Origin of the sequence: Alistipes sp. dk3624 (genome assembly GCF_009557455.1) — a bacterium.
In the GTDB taxonomy this organism is placed as follows: Bacteria; Bacteroidota; Bacteroidia; order Bacteroidales; family Rikenellaceae; genus Alistipes_A; species Alistipes_A hominis.
The window spans coordinates 1,230,178-1,250,835 of the sequence record NZ_CP045651.1 but is presented as its reverse complement, the minus strand read 5'-3'; the positions used below and the strand labels follow the sequence as shown (position 1 = coordinate 1,250,835).

Here is a 20,658-nt window from a genome sequence, read left to right as displayed (position 1 = left end):
TTAATCGCGACAACGTGTTTTTCGGGATTTTTCGGTCGGTAGTACCGCATAGATGTTCGTAAGGCGTAAAGGGACTCCCTTTACGCCTTATTTGAACCTACCTTCGGTCTGTTTAAGTGAGATAATACGACTACGTGCGAACAGAAATGTTAAAAATACGTCAAAATGGAGCGAATTTCCCGCTCTGTTTTTGTTGAAAGCCGTCGTTAATTTATTCAGCGATTTTCAGATTATTTTGACGAGATCCATGACCTTGAGGTTATTTGTTTTTCACTTCGAACCCGCTTTCCGTTTCATAACTTTCCCCGTCGGCCGTATGTACGATTACTTTCAGGATGCAGTGCCCGTCCGGCACCTCGGCGGTATCCCATAAGTTGTCGTCGCCGTAGGCCACGTAAGGAGCGGATTTTTCCGTGCAAATTTTTTCTCCGTTAATATAAAAATCGACTCCCGTGACAGATTTATTTCCCGTGACCGTCGCGACGTAAGGGACTTTGCCGGACAATACGATGCCCACGGTCGGGGAGACTATTTCGACTTTGATACCTTCGCCCGTCAGGTATTCCTCCGATTGTTCCGGCAGTTTCTGTAATTGGACGTTGCGCGTATTGAGGCCCTTTGTCTTTTCGGTCAGGTTTTCGAAATCGAGTATCCTGAAGACTTTGTTCCCCTGTTTGCGGTCGAAATTCGCAGCTTTGAATATTGGGAATTTTTCGCCATCGAAATAATCGTGAGAGTAGAGCGATATGCGTCCCGATTCGGTACCCACCAGCAGGTCGGGGCGGCCGTCGCCGTCGAAATCGAACACGCATGGCATACAACAGTGCCAGGCGTCATGGCCGTCGGAACCGGTCCATTCCACAAAGTAACCGCCGCGCGCCATCATATAATCGTATTCGAATACGGGATCTTCGTTCGTGCCGACATTTATGGCGATAGTCATGTTTCCGCCGCCCAGGTAATTGCGCGGCTCGCCCATTATCAGGTCTAAACGACCGTCTCCGTTCCAATCGGCGACGTCCATATTGAAACGTCCCTGACCGCCGGGGTGGGTCAGGCGTCCTATATGGAAAACCGAGCCGTCGGCTTTGCGCAGTTTGCGTTTGTTTTCCAAGACTTCCGGATTATGTGCGGACTGCGAATACATCATCAGGTCGCTCCGGTCGTCCAGTACTATAAAATCCAGTCGTCCGTCGCCGTTCCAGTCGGCGACGCCGGGCCTGTTGCGCCATGGGGTCACGAGCGGCTGACTCCCGTAATAGAAATTGCGTACATTCTTCGACAGTACCGGTTTTTGTCGCGTTCCGGTATTCTCTATCCACCGGACTTTGCCCAGGCAGTCGGAAATAATGATGTCCAGGTCGCCGTCGCCGTCCACATCCCTCGGAACGCATGAGAGGTATCCCCAATACTGTTCTTCCATACCCTGTACGGTACCGCCGTTCTCCACGGCATTGAAAAAGAATGGCTCCCCGGAATCGTCTTGCAAGAATACGCCGCCTTTATAATTCGGCTGAGTAGGCGTCCCGGTGTTCTCGAACAGCATGATGTTGCCGCCGCATCCTCCCGATATTAGGTCGAGGTCGCCGTCGTCGTCCCAATCCACGGCGTAGGGGGTCGGCGAGTCGTTATGCACGAGTACCCCGCCTTGCTGGAAGAATCTTATCGGCTCTTCGAATTCGAGACTGCCCTGAACGCCCTTGTTGCGGAACAGCCAGTAGAATCCTTGCCATGCCGTGCATACGATATCGACGTATCCGTCGCCGTCCCAATCCAAAGGGAAGGGTTTGAGCGACATGTCACCCGAAATATATGGATCGTCACCGAAATATCCGAAAGGTACTTTGTTCACTTCCGCAACAGGCAGCTCGCCGTCCACACCTTTGTTCGTCAATACGAACAAGTCGCTGTTGGCCGTGCCTACCAGAAGGTCGGGACGGCCGTCGTTATCCATGTCTGCCGCCTTCAGCGCAGACCATGACGAATTGGGAAATTCAACGGGACGGCCGTCGGGAGTATGAACGACCTGCGGCGTACGTTTGCCGTTACGGGTGAGTTCCACAACGATGTCTCCTTTCATATTGTGGTAACGGTTGGTGCGCGGATGCCTGCGGAATCGGACGCGGTCGGACACGCCGTCGCCATCCCAGTCGAGCGTTATATACGAAAGTTCCGGCGACGGAAGTCGGTCGGTGGGCAGGGCACGGCTGCGGGGCAGGAACCTGGGTTCGCTGTTGCTGCCTATGTTGCGTTGCAACCAGGTTCCCCCGTCCGTTCTTATCCCATAAATATCGAAATCGCCGTCTCCGTCCGCATCGACCGCTTCGAATTGCATGCCCGGCCATCCGAGCCATGACATGTTAGGCTCCGAGGCATCGTAGGTCAGCAGTTCGCCGACTCCGAGGTTGAGGTTTCCGGCCTGCGGTCGGGGGCCTTCCGCATGGGAGGCGGCAAAGTATATCTCGTATCCGGCGGCTCCTTCGGGAGCTTTCCACTTGAGGGTGCCGTTGCGCAGGTAATGGTCGCTCAGCGACGACAGCGGATCGCCGAAAGAGACGGGACAGTCGGTTTTCTTTCCATCCGTGTCTACGGCGAAAATACGTACGGAAGCGGGATCTACGGGCCGGTTTTGCCCCGCCGCCAGCAATAGTCTCGCAAAATCGAGATCCGCCCATACGGGCGCTCCGGCGCTGTTGTCGTCGGTGCTGCCGGTTATCCTGTACGGTAACTCGGGCGCCGCCCAATTGCCGTCGGAGCGGAGGCGCTTTTCGACGATGTCGTAGCGGTTCTCTTTCGGGAGTTCCGCGATAAGCGGTTCGTCTACGGATTCCAGTCTCAGACCGTCTATCCAGGCCGTACCCGCAGAACCATAGAATTTTATCGTAAGAGTGCCTTTATCCAGTCCCGGCGGAACCCTGAACGTACGTTCGAGATAGCTGAAAGGTGTATTCCGATTGTATTGGGAGAGTGTATATGTGAATCCTTCTCCCGAAAAAGTAAGCTCTACAATGGCGTCCCGCCGGTAATTTACCTTCTCCGTTTTAACCCATCCCCCCAGGCGCATGAATTCCCCTCGGAGGGAGTCGAATTCGAAAGTAACGGAAGCGTCGGCATAACTTTTCATGCCGTCCCCTGCCACTTTAAGGGAGCCTTTTCCGATCACTCCTTCCAAAGTATCTATGCTCCATGACGTTTCGGGCGTAAATTTCCATCCGGAAAGAGCCTGTCCCTGTGAAAAATCTTCATCCAGCCACACTTTCGTTTCAGGCTGTACGGTACAGGAGGATAGCAGACTAACGGTGGCCAGCAAGTTCAATACAAAGGCGGTGGTTCTAAGCGTCGTCGTCATTATCGTAAGTTAATTGGAAAATTTTGAAGTTTGCAGGCGAATGTGATATCTCAGAAAACACTTTCTCTTTCAGAAAGTACCGCGTACGGTATTCGGAAACAAAAATAGCGTTGATTGTCAACGCTATTAGTACCCCCGACGGGAATCGAACCCATATCACCAGAACCGGAATCTGCCATTCTATCCATTGAACTACAGGGGCGGTCTTCGAATTGCAGCACAAAGATGCAACATTTTCGGATTTAATACAAATCTTGACGCCGATTAAGTGTTAAAATTTGCAGAATCCCGTTCCGGCGGCCGTTTCCGTACCGCCGTTTCTGCCTCCCGGCCGGATTACTTCCACGAACCGGCGAAGTGGTGGATGCAGTACGTGTTGTCCGTTATCGTGATTTTTCCGGTTTTGTAATCTTTCGGGCAGAAGTAGTCTTTCGGGAAGATGTGCAGGGAGTCGTCGTAAATCTGGAACGTGTTGTCCAGTTTTACGCCCCGCTTTTTCAGAATGCGCGAGATTATGACCGTGCTCGGGGTTTTGTTCAACCGGCCGTTCCAGCGGATGAACGGTTTCCTGTTCATGTATTTCCAGTACTCGTCGGTCCATGCGGCTCCTTTCTCGCTGCCGACGATCCCGGTGTGCAGCAGCGTGTCGGATTCGAAACTCATGAAGGCGGGCAGTTCCAGCAGCGGATCGAGGTTTTTGATGATTTCGATATCGGTATCCAGCCAGATGCCGCCGTGCTCCCGCAATAACTGCAGCCGGACCGGGTCAATGACGAACGCATATTTCTTTTTTTGGTAGGCCTGCCGCGTGAACTTGATCGAGTTTACGTCGTAGTTGTCTTCGTTCCAGAGCATCAGCTTGTAGTCGGGCAGGAATTTTTTCCACGATTCGATGCACTTCAGGTTGTCTTCCGGCATCGGACCGCGTCCGAACCAGCAGTAATGGATAATTTTCGGTATCATAATTTGTCAGGTATGGTGCAAAAGTAGTTCTTTTTGTCTAAAAAGTAATGATTTTTCCGGAATATCGCGGCGCTCCGGCGCGGAATCCGCCGGATTGCCGTCCCGGGGATGTCGTCGCGGGGATAATTCTTCGGAGAAGGTGGGGCGGCGAATTGCATATTTTTGTACCTTTGTCACTCTGTCGAAATTATTAAAAACAATATAGATGGCTTTACAATGCGGAATCGTGGGGCTGCCGAACGTCGGCAAATCGACCCTGTTCAACTGCCTGTCGAATGCGAAAGCGCAATCGGCGAATTTTCCTTTTTGCACGATCGAGCCTAACGTGGGCGTGATTACGGTGCCCGACGAGCGGATCGTGAACCTGGTAAAGATCGACAATCCGAAAAAGACGATCCCTACGACCATCGAGATCGTCGATATCGCGGGGCTGGTCAAAGGGGCTTCGCGGGGCGAGGGTCTCGGCAATAAGTTTCTGGCCAATATCCGCGAGACGGACGCTATCATTCATGTGCTGCGCTGTTTCGACGATGACAACATCACGCACGTAGACGGCAGCGTCGATCCCGTCCGCGACAAGGAGATCATCGACGCCGAGCTGCAACTGAAAGACCTCGAAACGGTCGAGAGCCGCATTGCCAAAGTGCAGAAGCAGGCTGCGACCGGGGATAAGAGCGCCAAACGGCTGTTCGACATCCTGTCGCGTTACAAGTCGGCGCTGGAGCAGGGCAAAAGCGCCCGCACCGTCGAACTGGACAAGGAAGACCGCAAGCTGGTCTACGATTTGCATCTGCTGACCGATAAGCCGGTGCTCTATGTCTGCAACGTGGACGAAAAAAGCGCGGTTGGCGGGAATGCTCATGTAGAGGCGGTACGCGGCGCGATCCGCGAAGAGAATGCCGAACTGCTGATCGTAGCGGCCGCTACCGAGGCCGATATCGCCGAATTGGATACTTACGAGGAGCGACAGATGTTTCTCGAGGAGGTCGGACTGAAAGAATCGGGCGTCAACCGGTTGATCCGGGCGGCGTACAGTCTGTTGAATCTCGAAACCTATTTTACGACCGGCCCGGACGAAACCCGCGCCTGGACGTATGCGAAAGGAACGAAGGCGCCGCAGGCCGCCGGGATCATTCACACCGATTTCGAACGTGGCTTTATCCGCGCCGAGGTGATCAAATACGACGATTACGTGCGTCTCGGTTCTGAAAAAGCGTGCCGCGAGGCGGGTAAGATCGCCATCGAAGGCAAGGAGTACGTCGTACAGGACGGCGATATCATGCATTTCCTGTTCAACGTGTAGGCGGACGGCGTTGTTGCGGAACGAATTTATAAACAGACTGTTATGGAGCCTGTTGTAGACGAATGGATGTACGGGGTGCTGCGGGAACTGGGTTTTTCCGTGGAGACGGCCGATGTATGGGACCGCTGGGTGGTGCTGGGTTTTATCGTGGCGATCGCTTTCGTGTCGGACTTCGTTTGCAGGCAGTTGTTGCTGCGGGTGGTCAAGCGGATCGTCGCGCGCACCAAGGCGACCTGGGACGATATCCTGTTCGAAGACCGGGTGCTGCGGCGGCTGTGTCACATCGTGCCGCCGGTGTTGATCTATTTCCTGTTGCCGCTGGCCTTTCCGCCGGAATCCGGCATGGTGGCGTTCGTGCTGAAACTGCTGCTGATCTACGTGATCGCCGTGGTGTTGCGGTTTGTCAACGCTTTTCTCAAAGCGCTGCACGATGTGGCCGACCAGAAGGAGGAATTGCAGGGGAAACCGCTGAAAGGACTGATGCAGACCGGACAGGTGATCGCCTTTTTCGTTTGCATCATACTCATTATATCGATCCTGATCGACAAGTCGCCGGCGCGGCTGCTGGCCGGGCTGGGCGCTTCGGCAGCGATCTTGATGTTGGTCTTCAAGGACAGCATTATGGGACTCGTGTCCGGTATCCAGTTGACCGCAAACGATATGCTGCATGTGGGCGACTGGATCTCGATGTCGAAATACGGCGTCAACGGCCGGGTGACCGAAGTGACGCTGAATACGGTGAAAGTGCGTAACTGGGACAATACGATCGTCACCGTGCCGCCGTACCTGCTGATCAGCGACTCGTTCCAGAACTGGCGCCCGATGCAGGATTCGGGCGGACGGCGCGTGATGCGGTCGGTCAATATCGACATGAACAGCGTTCGTTTCTGTACGCCGGAGATGCTCGACCGCTTTCGGAAAATCCGGTTGTTGAAGGATTACATCGACGAAACGGAACGCCTGATCGCCGAGAGCAACGAGCAAGCCGGGGTGGAGAACGATCCGGAACCGGTCAACGGTCTGCACCAGACGAATCTGGGCGTGTTCCGCGCTTATCTGGAACGCTACCTGCGCAGCCTTGCCGGAATCAACCAGGAGATGATGCTGATGGTGCGCCAGTTGCAGCCGACCGAGAAGGGATTGCCCGTCGAACTCTATTTCTTTTCGAAAGTGACCGAGTGGACGGTTTACGAAAAAGTACAGGCCGATGTGTTCGACCATGTGCTGGCGGTTATCCCGGAATTCGGCTTGCGGGTATTTCAGAACCCCGCAGGCAGCGATGTGCGGGATCTGAAAGGAGAAATTTAGCGGCGGGGTTGCCGGGGCGTATTTCCGGGAAAGTGCAGCCGCTTGCCGCGTCGGGCGAAACGCCCGGAGGCAGATCGAACAAAAAGGCCGGATGCGACATTGCATCCGGCCTTTTCGGCGAATGTCCCGCACGGGGCGGATTTATTTTTCGTATCGTTTTTCGACGGTGTTCCAGTCGACCAGTTCCCAGAAATTTTTCAGATAATCGGGCCGCACGTTGCGGTAATCGATGTAGTAGGCGTGTTCCCACACGTCGACGGTCAGCAGCGGATGCAGCCCCTTGCGCAGCGGATTGCCTGCGTTCGATTCCGACACGATCGACAGTTTGCCGTTGTCGTCGGCCGCCAGCCATGTCCATCCCGAGCCGAACAGCCCGGCCGCCGCTTTCGTAAATTGCTCTTTAAAAGCATCAAAAGAACCGAAATCACGATTGATCGCTTCGGCCAGTTTGCCGCTTGGCATCGATTTTGGAGTAGGTGAGAGTGTGAAGAAGAAGAACGTATGGTTCCACACTTGTGCGGCGTTGTTGTAGATCGGGCCGCTTTCGGCTTTGACGATGATCTCCTCGAGCGGCATGTTCTCGTACGGAGTGCCCGGGATCAGGTTGTTCAGGTTGTTGACATAAGCCTGATGATGTTTTCCGTAATGATATTCGATGGTTTCTTTGCTCATCTTCGGAGCAAGCGCATCCGCCGCGTAGGGGAGCTGGGGCAGTACATGTACCATAAGTAATAAAGTATTGATGATTGACATTGTGATTGTATAAATTGATTGTACCAAAGATAATAACAAATTTAATACCATATAGCAAACACCCGTTTAATAATTATTAATTGACCGAATTATGGAAAAAAGAGATTTGATCGGCAGTCTGACCGAACAGAACCTGCTGAAGGCGTTCGCCGGGGAGTCGCAGGCCGCCAACCGTTACCGCATGTATGCGAAACAGGCCCGCAAGGACGGTTATGAAAAAATCGCCGACTTTTTCGAAGAGACCGTACACAACGAATTGAGGCATTCCAAGATTTATTTCGAGTTCCTGAAAGGAGGCATGGTCGAGATCACGGCATCGTATCCGGCCGGGATCATCGGCACGACGCTGCAAAACCTCGAAGAGGCGCGCCAGGGCGAATACGACGAGTGGATGGATCTGTATCCCGGTTTCGGCAAGGTGGCCGAGGCCGAAGGATTTCGTGAGATCGCGATGCGCTTCTACCAGATCGCCGAGATCGAGAAAACCCACGAAGAACGTTTCCGCGGCTTGTACGAAACCCTCGAGGCCGACCGGATTTTCCATAAGGAGGAGGAGATCGTATGGCGCTGTCTGGAGTGCGGCCATATCCATGTCGGCAAGGAGGCTCCGAAAAAGTGTCCCGTCTGCCTGCATCCGCAGGCGTTTTTCGAAATTCGCTGCGACAAATATTAACAGTTTCGGTAATAGGCGAACCGGGAGCCCCTTCGGAGGCTCCCGGTTTCGTTTGCGGCAACGATTATTTCTGTTCGGGACTTTTGAGCGTAACGAGCATCAGCACGGGATTGCTGTCTTCGGAGTAGCCTTCCATCATTTTCTCCGGGATTATGTTCCGGTTGACCGGAGTGTCGCCGTAATAGAACAGGTGCGATTGAAGGTCGACGATCACCCGGTCGTCCCAGGTCGATCCCGGCCGCTGTACCGTCATAATTAATTGAAAGGCAAACGGATTTTTGCTTTTGAGCAGGTCGATCGGGTAGGATTCTTGTCGCTCTTTGTCGTACAGCAGCGTGATCGACGGTTCGTTTTCTTTGTTGGAGTATGGAACAGCGCATGGGTTTTCGTGTCCAGGAACGATCCGTTGAACGTCGCCCGGCACATGCCGCCGCCGCGCTTAGGCCGATTAGCATGCCCATGCGTTTCAGAAATTTTTTTTAGCTGGTTTGCGGCTCATATCGTTTTACCGTCGGTTTATAACAAATATTAGGAAAAAACAGCGGAAACAGATACCTGTTTCCGCTGTTTTTTCGGTTGCTTGGTTCGATCCGTGAGAACGGCTTATCGCTGTTTACATGGGAACATTTCCCGATCCATTGTTTCCATCGACCCAATCGGTGATGGAGTGGCTAAAAGAGATATCCTGATCTTTGATCTTCAGTGTAATGGTAGAGGTTTTCCCTGCTTCGAGCGTTACTGCGGGCGAAATTGAAACGGCCGTTGCTGAGACTTGGTCGCCGATCTTTATGTTGACCGTTGAAATGTTCTGTGCCGGGAGAATAAGCGGATTTCCGACCGCAGTGGTAGTAGCCGTGTTTATGGTCAGCGGCGAAGTCACGAAATCTTTTTCGGCGGCCGAACCGTCCGGCTGTACTTCCCCGCCGAGCGAAAGCGTGCCTTCGGTCTGTACCGAAACCGTGACGGAATTGATTTTCAGTTCGGGATTCGGAACACGTTCCGTTTCGATGTGGATAACGAGCTGGGCCATTTTGTGCACGAACGGAAGTTCAACCGCGTTTTGGCTTTTGGTTGACGCTGCGGAAGCGACCAGCAGGTCCGTTCCCGCCGGAACGGTGACGACAGGGGCTTTGCCTGCTTCTGCCGGGGCGATCGTAAGCGTCGAGGGATGGATCGCGTAGAACTGGTACTGCGCATCGGCCGCATTCGAATAGTATTTCATTTCCGAAGCGGTTTTGTACGTTATGGCTCCGCTTCCGTCGGCGCTCAGCGTGATCCCGTCCATGAAGTTAGCGGCCTTCCAGGTAAGCGTTCCGGTGTGTTCTACGGCATACGCTACAAAATCTTCGTTGTTGAACTTGTTGTCGACAACTGCTTTGCTGTCCGCTTCGGGAGTTTGGTTGACGACCGCCTCGATACTTTGGCTGAATCGGACCGGAATCGGATCGTCGGAAAGATTTCCTTTTCTGTTATCGGAATCGTCGGATGATTTCGAGCAGCTCAGCAAAGCCGTTGCAGCCAGTGCCGAAATGAATAACATTTTTTTCATAATATTTTTTTAAGTCGATTAATGAGTGTTGGTTTGCCAGTGTGTTCGAATTGCGCAACAAATGTATGCAATGTTTCGCAATAAAACAGTGTAATAGCGGTAATTTTTTAATAAAATATTGTATTTTTATTTCCGGTATCCGGGATGGATTTTATTTATTATTGTATTTTTGACAATAGTATATTATATAAATGAAGCGTAATCCTCCTATCGGGGATCGCGACCGGTTCCCGGGTAGGTGGGGTTCATGGTATTCGGGGAAATTTTAAAAAATAATTTAGCGGCATTTTTCATACTTATCTGATCTTTTTTTAATACTTTTGCAAATTGTATTTGTATAATCAACGCGGCGGAAGATCCGTCGTTTTCTGGCGTTTAAATTTTTTTGCTGGTAGAAATGACAATTGATGATTTTAATGTGTTGGTAGCCACTGAGGAACACACTCAGTTTGCACAGACTATCTGTGACGAGATGGCCGAATCCGCCAAAGCCCGCGGAACGGGTATCGCCAAACGTACGGCCGAATACGTTTCGAACAAAATGCGTCAGGGGAAAGCGGTGATCGCATTCCATAAAGACGGGACATGGGCCGGTTTCAGCTACATCGAATCGTGGGGACACGGCGACTATGTGGCCAATTCGGGATTGATTATCAACCCGAAGTTCCGAAAGCTGGGGTTGGCCAAGGCGATCAAGACCAAGACGTTTTTCCTCTCGCTGAAGATGTTTCCGGGAGCGAAGCTTTTCGGGTTGACCACCGGCATGGCCGTGATGAAGATCAATTCCGAGTTGGGTTACCGCCCTGTCATTTATTCCGAGCTGACCGACGACGACCAGTTCTGGAAAGGATGCGAGAGTTGCGTGAACTATTCGATCCTGCAGAGCAAGGGACGTAAGAACTGCCTGTGCACGGCGATGCTGTTCGATCCGAAGCACGATACGGTGAAGATTCCGATCGACCAGGAACTGCTCGAACATAAGGACGAAGAAAAAAAATAGCGAAAGCGGGGCCTCCGGCCCCGGGGTATACGAATTTATTGAAATAAAGCGATAAGACAGCGATGAAAAAAGTAGTATTGGCTTTCAGCGGAGGATTGGATACCTCGTACTGTGCGATTTACCTTTCGAAAGAGATGGGATTGGAAGTGCACGCCGCCTTGGCGAACACCGGCGGATTTTCGGCCGAGGAACTTGCCTCGATTGAAAAGCGAGCTTACGATCTCGGCGTAAAGAGCTACGTGGCGCTCGACGTGACGCAGGATTATTACCAGCATGCGATCAAGTACATGATCTTCGGAAATGTGCTGAAAAACGGAACTTATCCGATTTCGGTCAGCTCCGAGCGGATCTCGCAGGCGACGGCCATTGCCAAATACGCCCGCGAAATCGGCGCCGACTACCTTTGCCACGGCAGCACCGGGGCCGGTAACGACCAGGTGCGCTTCGACATGGTGTTCAACATCATCGCTCCGGAGATCGAGGTGATCGCGCTGATCCGCGAGAAGCGTCTGAGCCGCGAGGAGGAGATCGCCTACCTGCGCGGACACGGGGTTAACTTCGATTTCAAGAAGGCCGAATATTCGATCAACCAGGGTATCTGGGGAACGTCGGTCGGCGGCAAGGAGACCCTTACGTCGAGCGAAACGCTGCCCGAAGAGGCTTACCCGTCGCAGTTGAAAGAAACGCAGCCGCGCCGCGTGACGCTGACGTTCGAAAAGGGCGAGTTTGTAGCTCTCGACGGCAAGCGTTTCGACGACCGCATCGCCGCGATCCAGGCATTGCAGGCGATCGCTTCGCGGTATGCGATCGGCCGCGACATGCACATCGGCGATACGATCATCGGGATCAAAGGCCGCGTCGGTTTCGAAGCCGCCGCCCCGATGGTGATTATCAAGGCGCACCACATGCTCGAAAAGCATACGCTGACCAAATGGCAGTTGTACTGGAAAGACCAGATCTCGGCCTTTTACGGCAACTACCTGCACGAGGGACAGTATTACGATCCGGTGATGCGCGATTTCGAAGCGTTTCTCGAAAGCACGCAGCGCACGGTCAGCGGCGACGTTTACGTCGAATTGCACCCGTACCGTTTCGTATTGGTCGGCATCAAGAGCGATCACGACCTGATGAGCAACAAGTTCGGCGCTTACGGCGAGACGATGAACGATTGGACGAGCGAAGATGTCAAGGGTTTCGGTAAAATCTTCGGCAACCAGAATAAAATTTATTATAAGGTAAACGAAAAACTGAAATAGCGATGAAGTGGGTCTACCTGTTGCTGGCGATCGTTTCGGAGGTCGTTGCGACGAGCGCGCTGAAATCTTCGGAGTCGTTCAGCAGGTTGTGGCCGTCGGTGCTTACGGTTGTGGGGTATGGCGTAGCGTTCTACCTGCTGAGCCTCACGTTGCGGGAGATGCCCGTAGGGATTGCCTATGCGATATGGAGCGGCGTGGGGATCGTGTTGGTCTCGCTGGCGGCCGTCGTACTGTTCGGCCAGAAGCTCGATCTGCCGGCCCTGATCGGGATGGGACTCATCGTTGCGGGGGTAATCGTAATCAACGTTTGCTCGAAAAGCGTAGTACATTAACGTGTAATTTCTGAACCGGATTCTTATGGTAAGAGTAGGTATTATAGGAGGTGCAGGATATACGGGTGGCGAGGCTATCCGTATTCTTTTAAATCACCCGGATGTCGAGCTGGCGTTCGTACACAGCAACAGCAACGGCGGCAACCGTCTGAGCGACGTGCATATCGACCTGTTGGGCGAAACCGATATGCGTTTTACGGACCAGTTGCGTACCGACGTCGATGCGCTGATGCTGTGCGTCGGCCACGGCGATGCCCGCAAATTTTTAGAAGCCACGCCGATTCCCGATTCGGTGCGGATCATCGACCTGAGCCAGGATTTTCGGCTGCAGGCGACTGCTTCGATCGGGAACAGGCAGTTCGTGTACGGCCTGCCGGAACTGAACCGCGAAAAGATCCGCGCGGCGCGCAACATCGCCAATCCGGGGTGTTTTGCGACCTGCCTGCAACTGGGCATACTGCCGTTGGCTGCGGCCGGGCTGCTGACGGGCGACGTGCAGGTAACGGCCGTCACCGGTTCGACCGGCGCCGGGCAGAAACTGGCCCCGACTTCGCATTTCAGCCAGCGGGTCAACAACCTGTCGGTCTATAAGGCGTTTGAACACCAGCACCTGAACGAAATCGGCGAGAGCGTCCGTGCGCTGATGCCGTCGTTCTCTCATGCGATCAATTTCATTCCGTATCGGGGCGATTTCGCGCGCGGGATCATCGCGTCGATTTATGTAGACTGTCCGCTGTCGCTCGAAGAGGTGCAGAAGGTCTACGGCGATTTCTATGCGGATGCCGCGCTGACGTTCGTAAGCGACCGGAACATCTATCTCAAGCAAGTGGTCAATACGGCCAAGTGTGTGTTGTCGCTCGAGAAACACGGCGACAAGTTGTTGGTTATGAGTGCGATCGACAACTTATTGAAAGGAGCCTCCGGCCAGGCCGTGCAGAACCTGAACCTGATGTTCGGTCTGGACGAGCGTGCGGGGTTGCGCTTGAAACCGGTCGCGTTTTAACGAAATTTTACGGACGGTGCAGAGGTTGCGGACTCGCCGGGGCGTTTCGGAAAAATTGTTTTACTCAAAAAATCGGAAAATATGGATTTGTTCAAAGTGTACCCCCTGTGGGATATCGATATCGTACGCGCCGAGGGCTCGTACGTCTGGGACGATAAAGGAACCCGTTATCTGGATATGTACGGCGGACATGCCGTAATTTCGATCGGGCACACGCATCCGCACTATGTGGATACGGTCGTAAACCAGTTGAAGCATATCGGATTCTATTCGAATTCGGTAATTATCGACCAGCAGCGCGAGTTGGCTGATAAGTTGGGCGAACTTTCCGGCAAGCGGGATTACCAGCTTTTCCTGTGCAATTCGGGAGCCGAGGCGAACGAAAACGCCTTGAAACTGGCGTCGTTCCATAACGGAAAAAGCAAGGTGATCGCGATGAAAGGCGCCTTTCACGGCCGTACGTCGCTTGCGGTGGCTGCTACCGACAATCCGAATATCGTCGCTCCGGTCAACCGTACCGACAACGTGATCTTCGTTCCGTTGAACGACGAGGCCGCTCTGGAGGAAGCGTTTAAAAATAACGAAATATCGTCCGTGATCGTCGAGGCGATTCAGGGCGTTGGCGGCATCCGTATCGCGAGCCGCGAGTTCCTGCGCAAAATCCGTTCGTTGTGCGACCGCTACAATGCGGTTTACATCGCCGACGAGGTGCAGTGCGGCTGCGGACGTACCGGGCAGTACTATGCATCGGATTGGGCAGACGTCCATGCCGATATTTATACGATGGCCAAGGGGCTCGGCAACGGGTTTCCGATCGGGGCCATTGCGATTGCGCTGCACATTGCGCCGAAGTTGGGTATGCTCGGTACGACATTCGGCGGCAACCACCTGGGATGCGCCGCTGCGATTGCCGTCGCCGACGTAATGGCCGGGGATCGACTGATCGACAACGCCCGCGAAATCGGCGAATACCTGACGGCCGAGCTGAAAAAGCTGCCCGGCGTGAAAGAGGTTCGCGGGCGAGGCCTGATGATCGGAATCGAACTGTTCGAAGATTCCGCCCCGTTGCGTAAAAAGCTGTTGTTCGACGAGAAGATTTTCGTCGGTTCGTCCGGAAACAAGAACGTGTTCCGCCTGCTGCCGGCGCTGAATGTCAAAAAAGAGCATGTCGATGCATTGCTCGCCGCACTGCGCAAGTTATTAACAGTCTAATGTGCAAAAGATGTTAAAAGTTGTCAAAATAGGCGGAAACGTTGTCGATAACTCCGAGAAGCTGGATCGTTTTTTGCAGGATTTCGCGTCGCTCGAAGGGCCGAAAGTGCTGGTGCACGGCGGCGGCAAGATCGCTACGACGATCGGCAAGGCGCTCGGGATCGAGACGCAGATGATCGGCGGTCGCCGGGTGACGGATGCCGAGACGCTGAAAGTGGTGACGATGGTTTACGCCGGGCTTATCAACAAAACGATTGTAGCTAAATTACGAACAGCCGGTTGCAATGCGGTCGGTTTGTGCGGCGCCGACGGCGGGTTGATCGTATCCCGGCGACGCAATCCGAAGCCGGTCGATTACGGTTTCGTCGGCGATCCGGAGTTGGAGCGTTTCGGGACGGCGACTGCGAAAACGCTGATCGACGCCGGTTATACGTTGGTCGTCGCGCCGATTACGGTGGACGGCGCCGACGGCAGCCTGCTCAATACGAACGCCGATACGGTGGCCCGTACGATGGCCGTCGGGCTGTCCGGGACGTTCGAGACCGAATTGGTCTATTGTTTCGAGAAACGGGGCGTGCTGATGGATGTCGACGACGACCGCAGCGTGATCCCGGAGATTACGCCGGCGCGGTTTGCGCAGCTTCGTGCGGACGGGATCGTGGCGGACGGTATGCTGCCGAAACTCGAGAATGCGTTCGACGCGATTGAACACGGGGTGCGGAGCGTGGCGATTTGCAGCGCCGACGCTGTCGCCGAAAAAGGATACGGCGGTACGACGTTGAAAGCGGATTGATTCGGCGGAAATGCCGGTAGGCGGATGTCGTCCGATGCACCGTGCAGGGAATACCTGAAACCGCGCGTGCCGGTGGCACGGCATAAACAGAAAATATCGCAAGGATGAAAAAAAGTATTTTATTCGGAATCTGGTTATTCGTGTCGTGCCTTACGGCTTGTACGGACAAGACGGAAAGCGGTGGGTCGGGAGGTTCATCGGGAGGCTCTTCGGGGTACGAAGGACGGCCGCTGCCGGTCGTGTTCCATGTGCTGTACGAGGATGCGACCGACGCGCAGCAGAATCCGGCGCAGTCGGTTTTCGTGCGGCATATCAACCGGTTGAATGCGTTTTATGCGGCTACGCTTTTCGGCGGAGGCGCGAGCGTCGCCGTCGACGTGTCGTTCAAGCTTGCCGCGACCGATCCGCAGGGGAACAAAATGGCGGAGCCGGGGATACACCGGGTATCGTACGCCGGCGCAGGGTCGATGGATCCGGTGGCTTTTATGGATTCGAAACATCCGGAGGGATCGGCCAATGCCGGAATATTCTGGGATCCGAACCAATACGTCAATATATGGGTGTTCGGCTTCAAATCTTCGCAGGAAGAAGCCGATGCGGGCGCTACGGTGACCGGAATCACGCATTTGCCGTTCGCCGCTTCCCGTTATCCGCTGGACGGGTTGGTACTCGATGAAAAGGATGTTTATCAGGACTATCTGCCTACTTACATGCATGGCATGACGCTGAATAATAGCTTCTTCAGTGAGGAAGAGGGCGCTTTCACGCTGTGGCATGAGATGGGGCATTATCTCGGTCTTTTCCATGCTTTTGCCGACGGACAGGGTGATCTGTGCGCCGACGTGGACGATTACGGAGACGACTATTGCAGCGATACGCCGAAGTACAGTCGTCCCGAGTATATGGTGCTGTTTAACGAATTGAATAAGCCCGAAACGACCGAAGAGGAGTGGAAACAGCTGGAATACCGGACTTCCTGCAGCGGCGTCCGTTTCCGTTCGACCAACGTGATGGACTATTATCTGGGCGACCGGACATCCGTGACGGCCGATCAGCGCGACCGGATCGACTTCGTGTTGAATCACAGTCCGCTGATTCCGCGGACTTCGACCAAATCGGTCGCCGACCGGCCGCTCGCCGATCCGGCTCTGGAACCGAAACCGATTCTGATGGAGTAGAAGTTATGAAAACGTTCGCTGGATTCATCGTCGGGATTATGTTGGCCGGGAGCGTCTGCGGCCTGGGGAGGCGGCATCCGCAGCCGGCCCTGCCGGGCGGATTTCCGGCGAAAGGGACTTTCGTGCTGACGGATGCCGACGGACGCGTCCGTTTCGATCTGGAGTTCGGGAAGGACAGTCTGCGCATGTTCCGGTACCGGATCTCCGATGCGGCCGACAGCCTGCGGTATGTCTCTGCCGAGCAGTCGTCCCGCGGCCGGAAAACGGTTCGGATCGAAGAGGCCGCCGGGCGTCCGTTTCGTCCGGGCGACCGGGTGACGGTCGTGCTGAAGGACGGCCGCCGGAAAACGTGGCGCTATACGCCTTATTTGCCGTAGGGGGCAGGAAAGTCCGGAGTCGGCGGAACGGTGCGCGAAATGAATGGATTACTGATTTGTAAATTGAATAAATGATGGAATTGAAAATTGCTCTTTTGCCCGGGGACGGCATCGGCCCGGAAATCGTGGGCGAAGCGGTAAAGGTTTTGAACAGCGTTGCCGCAAAGTACAAACACACGTTCAACTACCAGAAGGCGCTCGTAGGCGCTTGCGCGATCGACGCGACCGGCGATCCGTATCCGGCCGAAACGCACGCCGTTTGCCAGGGAGCCGATGTGGTGCTGTTCGGGGCGATCGGCGATCCGAAGTACGATAACAATCCGTCGGCCAAGGTGCGTCCGGAACAGGGGCTGCTCCGGATGCGCAAGTCGCTCGGCTTGTATGCCAACCTGCGTCCGTTGGCCGTGTTCGATTCGCTGGCCGATCGTTCCCCGCTGAAAACCGAGATCGTCAAAGGCGCCGATTTTCTGTGCGTGCGCGAACTGACCGGCGGTATGTATTTCGGTCGTCCGCAGGGCCGTAGCGAGGATGGCAATACGGCCTACGATACCTGCGTTTATACCCGCGAAGAGGTGGAACGCATCCTGCACCTGGCGTTCGGCCTGGCCCGCAAGCGCCGCAAGCAACTGACCGTCGTGGACAAAGCCAACGTGATCGCTACGTCGCGCCTGTGGCGTCAGATTGCCAAAGAGATGGCTCCGCAGTATCCGGACGTTACCGTCGAATTCATGTTCGTCGACAACGCCGCGATGCAGATCATTCAGCGCCCGACGCACTTCGACGTGATCGTGACCGAGAACCTGTTCGGCGATATCCTGACCGACGAGTCGAGCGTAATCAGCGGTTCGCTCGGTATGCTTCCGTCCGCTTCGGTCGGAGCGAAAGTGGCCCTGTTCGAACCGATTCACGGCAGCTACCCGCAGGCGGCCGGTAAAAACATTGCCAACCCGATGGCGACGATCTTGTCCGCAGCGATGATGCTGGAACACGTGGGACTCGAAAAAGAAGGCAAAGCGATCCGCGACGCCGTCAACAAGGCGATCGAGGCGGGCGTCGTCACAGAAGACCTCGTCAGCGCCGGAGGCAAGGCCGCTTCGACGACCGAGGTGGGCGATTTCATCGCCGCCGCCGTTTGATAGGTAAGTTTAAGACAGTATAGACGGTATTCGGTTATTCCGAATACCGTCTCCTGTTATTGCATCTGATTGTTTTAAGAAGCGAGATAATGTCGTTCGGGGTTTAGACGATTTTACCTGCCGTCGAAGTATTTTTTTGACAATGTCCGGATGTATCGTTTTGTTACTTTAGGAAACGATTTGTCGGGAATGAAAAACTCGCTTATACGAAGGTCCGGATGGAGTATGAAACAATAAGGAGTCTGTAATTCGTCAGCCGGCAATACATTTTGGATATTGTACGACGGGATTCCCTGAGGATGCATTTCGCGTGTGTTTCGTTTGAAAGGATAGGGTTCCGCATAATTGGCAAAAATGACCGGTCGTTGGGAAACGGAGTCGGCCAGTCTTTTCAATTGCATGAGTCCGAACACGATGCAATCGGGGCAATTGCGTTCAGCATAGCGGAAAACGAACACCGGTCCGTTACGAACGATCTGTTGTATGGGAATCGTTCGTAGCAACGTATCGGTTAAATCGGTATCTATTACGTTCATCCTATCGAACGTATAGGCATAGGACAGACAACTTTCGATATATCCCGATTTAAGGGTCGATGTTTCTATCGAACGTATAACGGAATCTTTGATCTGTATTTCTTTGCGGCAATTGATTGTCCGGTTTACCAGGATGATATCCGTCGCGAATAAAACGATTATAAGAAGAAGGAGTATCCTTTTTTGCTTCAAAACTGAAATCGGATTAACTGATTTATATATCGCATAGTCAAGGTTCCCTGAGCGTATAAAATACGAGTATAGGATTGCTGTCCTCTGTCAGGCCGTCCATTATTTCGGGATGTTTCTTTTGCCACTGCGGAGAGGTTCCCTGAAGAATCCGGTAAGACGGGATCGCGGCGATAAACTGATTGTCGTAACAGGTACAAGAGCCGTTCAGGTAAATTTTTGAATAAAAATCATCGTCGTCCCGTGCCGGCAGCGTTAAACGGTATGTTTTTCCGCTGGCTTTCGAGTACAGATAGGGAGCTATGATGTTTTGGGGTGGAGTGGAAATATTGAATATTGCGAAATCTTTTCCGTTGGCGTAACTCCCGTAAAACATACAGTTCGTTTCGGATAATTTTTTCAGTTTTTCATTGGTTATGTCTGCCGGCAGGTTGGAAATTCCGCCGATGGCGCTCATATCGAGGTGGTATTTGGCGGTTAGCTGCCCGCCGGAAGAAACTCGATAAATGGTGTCGCAGTAAGAAGTATTGATTTCAACGTCAGTTCCGAATTTTTTGAGGCTTGGCGATGATTCGAGAAAATCGGCATTGTAACGATTGGGGAAAGCGGCACTTTTGATATTAAAGTCGTTGTCTGTAAAGAGAATCTGATTTTGCGATAGTTCCGATTTCATGATATTTCTCTCTTCGGGCTTGCGTCCGATGGTTGTACATACGACTTCATCGGGAGTTATATATTCCATATCCAAGCATACAGAAGGAATCTTTTTTCTTTCCAGAAAATTTCCTGCCAGATCGAAAAACAGCACTTTCGAACTTTTGCTATCAATAATAGCGATCGTTTGCTGATCAGGAGTAAGCGCCACATGGGAAATCGAAAGGTATTCGTGCGGCCCTCTGCCGAGGCGATGGATAACGGCTTCGCTTTTTCCGGTCTTGTCGAAAATGAAAACCGAACTGGAGTTTAATTTGTCTACGATAATTAGATTTTGATCCGTTACGATAGTTTGCCAGATTTCTCCGATTAGATTCTTCGTACTGTCTAATTTTATAAATTTATAATCGGCAATAATGCTGTCGACACTGATTTTGTTACTTGCATCGAAGATGACTTCTTTAATTACAGATGTGTCTATAAAAGTCTGTCGGGCGCTGTTTTTTGATGAACAGCAGTAAAAAAGCACTCCGACTAAAAAATACCAGGCGATTTTCATGACAAGCATTCGTTTTTATTTTTCGGGCCTACAAAATAAGTAGGCCCGAAAAATTTAAATTAGATTTTAATACATGCATTTTTAGGAGTGCACGTCCCCGAGGTTCCCTCGCAGGTATTACCATGTCCTTTGGTATAAGCTCCTGTGGCAGAGAAATAGATTTCTCCTTTTTCATTGTATTTAATTTCATAAACGGGACAATCGGCGTCGTAGCCTCTGGCTTTTCCTGTTTCTGATCCTCCCGATTCAGGATCAGAAAGCGCTTCGACATTATTTAAGGTCAATGTGCTGATAACTTTATTGTTCTGGGTAATGTAGAGAGAGAAGCCTGCACTCACTACCATTGAAAAACAAAGACTTTTGGCTAAAAAATTTTTCATAAAAATAATTGATTTAAGTTGTTGATTATAAAATTGTTTTTACAAAAATATAATATGTATGTGTTAGTTGGTCTTTTAATTAGTACTTTTTTTATTCCTAATTAACATAAAGATTATCTAATATCGGTTGATCGTCAAATACTATTCTAATATTC

The 20,658-nt window shown here is 52.8% G+C and carries 19 protein-coding genes and 1 tRNA gene; 12 read left to right on the top strand and 8 right to left on the bottom strand.

Annotated elements, in window-relative coordinates; all coding sequences use genetic code 11:
• Positions 1 to 259 precede the first annotated feature (259 nt).
• From GFH31_RS05275 to GFH31_RS05265, 3 genes are all read right to left on the bottom strand, one after another.
• Entirely contained in the window at positions 260 to 3,349 is a 3,090-nt protein-coding gene (locus tag GFH31_RS05275; RefSeq protein ID WP_153498296.1) for an FG-GAP-like repeat-containing protein, read from the bottom strand.
• A gap of 130 nt (positions 3,350 to 3,479) precedes the next feature.
• Positions 3,480 to 3,551, bottom strand: a tRNA-Arg gene (locus tag GFH31_RS05270).
• Between the two features lie 134 nt (positions 3,552 to 3,685).
• Positions 3,686 to 4,312, bottom strand: a complete 627-nt coding sequence (locus GFH31_RS05265) for a glycosyltransferase family 32 protein (RefSeq protein ID WP_101572369.1) — start codon at positions 4,310 to 4,312, stop codon at positions 3,686 to 3,688.
• 205 nt (positions 4,313 to 4,517) lie between these two features.
• Between GFH31_RS05265 and ychF the strand changes: the two genes are divergently transcribed.
• Both ychF and GFH31_RS05255 read left to right on the top strand, forming a co-directional pair.
• The gene (ychF, locus tag GFH31_RS05260; RefSeq protein WP_055206376.1) at positions 4,518 to 5,615 is read left to right on the top strand and encodes a redox-regulated ATPase YchF; all 1,098 of its coding nucleotides are present in this window, start codon (positions 4,518 to 4,520) and stop codon (positions 5,613 to 5,615) included.
• 42 nt (positions 5,616 to 5,657) lie between these two features.
• Positions 5,658 to 6,923 carry a mechanosensitive ion channel family protein gene (locus tag GFH31_RS05255; RefSeq protein ID WP_228385806.1) on the top strand — a complete coding sequence of 422 codons (1,266 nt, stop codon included), beginning with the start codon at positions 5,658 to 5,660 and terminating at the stop codon, positions 6,921 to 6,923.
• Positions 6,924 to 7,064: 141 nt separating this feature from the next.
• Here the strand turns inward: GFH31_RS05255 and GFH31_RS05250 are convergent, their stop codons facing one another.
• A complete protein-coding gene (locus GFH31_RS05250) occupies positions 7,065 to 7,649 on the bottom strand; it encodes a superoxide dismutase (RefSeq protein ID WP_101572371.1) in 585 nt (194 codons plus the stop codon).
• A 118-nt stretch (positions 7,650 to 7,767) separates the two neighbouring features.
• Between GFH31_RS05250 and rbr the strand changes: the two genes are divergently transcribed.
• The gene (gene rbr / locus GFH31_RS05245) at positions 7,768 to 8,349 is read left to right on the top strand and encodes a rubrerythrin (RefSeq protein ID WP_055206382.1); all 582 of its coding nucleotides are present in this window, start codon (positions 7,768 to 7,770) and stop codon (positions 8,347 to 8,349) included.
• Positions 8,350 to 8,413: 64 nt separating this feature from the next.
• On the opposite strand, the gene GFH31_RS05240 is transcribed toward rbr, so the two are convergent.
• Complete coding sequence (locus GFH31_RS05240) at positions 8,414 to 8,773, bottom strand: hypothetical protein (protein WP_101572373.1); 360 nt, start codon at positions 8,771 to 8,773, stop codon at positions 8,414 to 8,416.
• A 189-nt stretch (positions 8,774 to 8,962) separates the two neighbouring features.
• Positions 8,963 to 9,898 carry a fimbrillin family protein gene (locus GFH31_RS05235; protein ID WP_153498295.1) on the bottom strand — a complete coding sequence of 312 codons (936 nt, stop codon included), beginning with the start codon at positions 9,896 to 9,898 and terminating at the stop codon, positions 8,963 to 8,965.
• Between the two features lie 397 nt (positions 9,899 to 10,295).
• On the opposite strand from GFH31_RS05235, the gene GFH31_RS05230 reads away from it, so the two are divergent.
• From GFH31_RS05230 to leuB, 9 genes are all read left to right on the top strand, one after another.
• Positions 10,296 to 10,898, top strand: a complete 603-nt coding sequence (locus GFH31_RS05230) for an N-acetyltransferase (protein ID WP_055206388.1) — start codon at positions 10,296 to 10,298, stop codon at positions 10,896 to 10,898.
• A 62-nt stretch (positions 10,899 to 10,960) separates the two neighbouring features.
• Positions 10,961 to 12,154, top strand: coding sequence for an argininosuccinate synthase (locus GFH31_RS05225; RefSeq protein WP_055206390.1), 1,194 nt, complete (start codon positions 10,961 to 10,963; stop codon positions 12,152 to 12,154).
• A gap of 2 nt (positions 12,155 to 12,156) precedes the next feature.
• On the top strand, positions 12,157 to 12,486 hold the full coding sequence (locus GFH31_RS05220) for a DMT family transporter (protein WP_101572377.1): 330 nt from the start codon (positions 12,157 to 12,159) through the stop codon (positions 12,484 to 12,486).
• A gap of 25 nt (positions 12,487 to 12,511) precedes the next feature.
• Complete coding sequence (argC, locus tag GFH31_RS05215) at positions 12,512 to 13,489, top strand: N-acetyl-gamma-glutamyl-phosphate reductase (RefSeq protein WP_118459023.1); 978 nt, start codon at positions 12,512 to 12,514, stop codon at positions 13,487 to 13,489.
• Positions 13,490 to 13,570: 81 nt separating this feature from the next.
• Complete coding sequence (locus GFH31_RS05210; RefSeq protein ID WP_153498294.1) at positions 13,571 to 14,701, top strand: aspartate aminotransferase family protein; 1,131 nt, start codon at positions 13,571 to 13,573, stop codon at positions 14,699 to 14,701.
• 10 nt (positions 14,702 to 14,711) lie between these two features.
• On the top strand, positions 14,712 to 15,494 hold the full coding sequence (gene argB / locus GFH31_RS05205) for an acetylglutamate kinase (protein WP_055206397.1): 783 nt from the start codon (positions 14,712 to 14,714) through the stop codon (positions 15,492 to 15,494).
• A 104-nt stretch (positions 15,495 to 15,598) separates the two neighbouring features.
• The gene (locus tag GFH31_RS05200; protein ID WP_101572383.1) at positions 15,599 to 16,672 is read left to right on the top strand and encodes a zinc-dependent metalloproteinase lipoprotein; all 1,074 of its coding nucleotides are present in this window, start codon (positions 15,599 to 15,601) and stop codon (positions 16,670 to 16,672) included.
• A 5-nt stretch (positions 16,673 to 16,677) separates the two neighbouring features.
• Positions 16,678 to 17,049 (top strand): hypothetical protein, encoded by a 372-nt coding sequence (locus GFH31_RS05195; protein WP_101572385.1) that lies wholly within the window; start codon positions 16,678 to 16,680, stop codon positions 17,047 to 17,049.
• A 74-nt stretch (positions 17,050 to 17,123) separates the two neighbouring features.
• Entirely contained in the window at positions 17,124 to 18,185 is a 1,062-nt protein-coding gene (leuB, locus tag GFH31_RS05190; RefSeq protein ID WP_055206401.1) for a 3-isopropylmalate dehydrogenase, read from the top strand.
• A gap of 765 nt (positions 18,186 to 18,950) precedes the next feature.
• Here the strand turns inward: leuB and GFH31_RS05185 are convergent.
• Positions 18,951 to 20,123, bottom strand: a complete 1,173-nt coding sequence (locus tag GFH31_RS05185) for a 6-bladed beta-propeller (protein ID WP_172970804.1) — start codon at positions 20,121 to 20,123, stop codon at positions 18,951 to 18,953.
• Between the two features lie 59 nt (positions 20,124 to 20,182).
• On the bottom strand, positions 20,183 to 20,503 hold the full coding sequence (locus GFH31_RS05180) for a hypothetical protein (protein WP_153498292.1): 321 nt from the start codon (positions 20,501 to 20,503) through the stop codon (positions 20,183 to 20,185).
• Positions 20,504 to 20,658 lie beyond the last annotated feature (155 nt).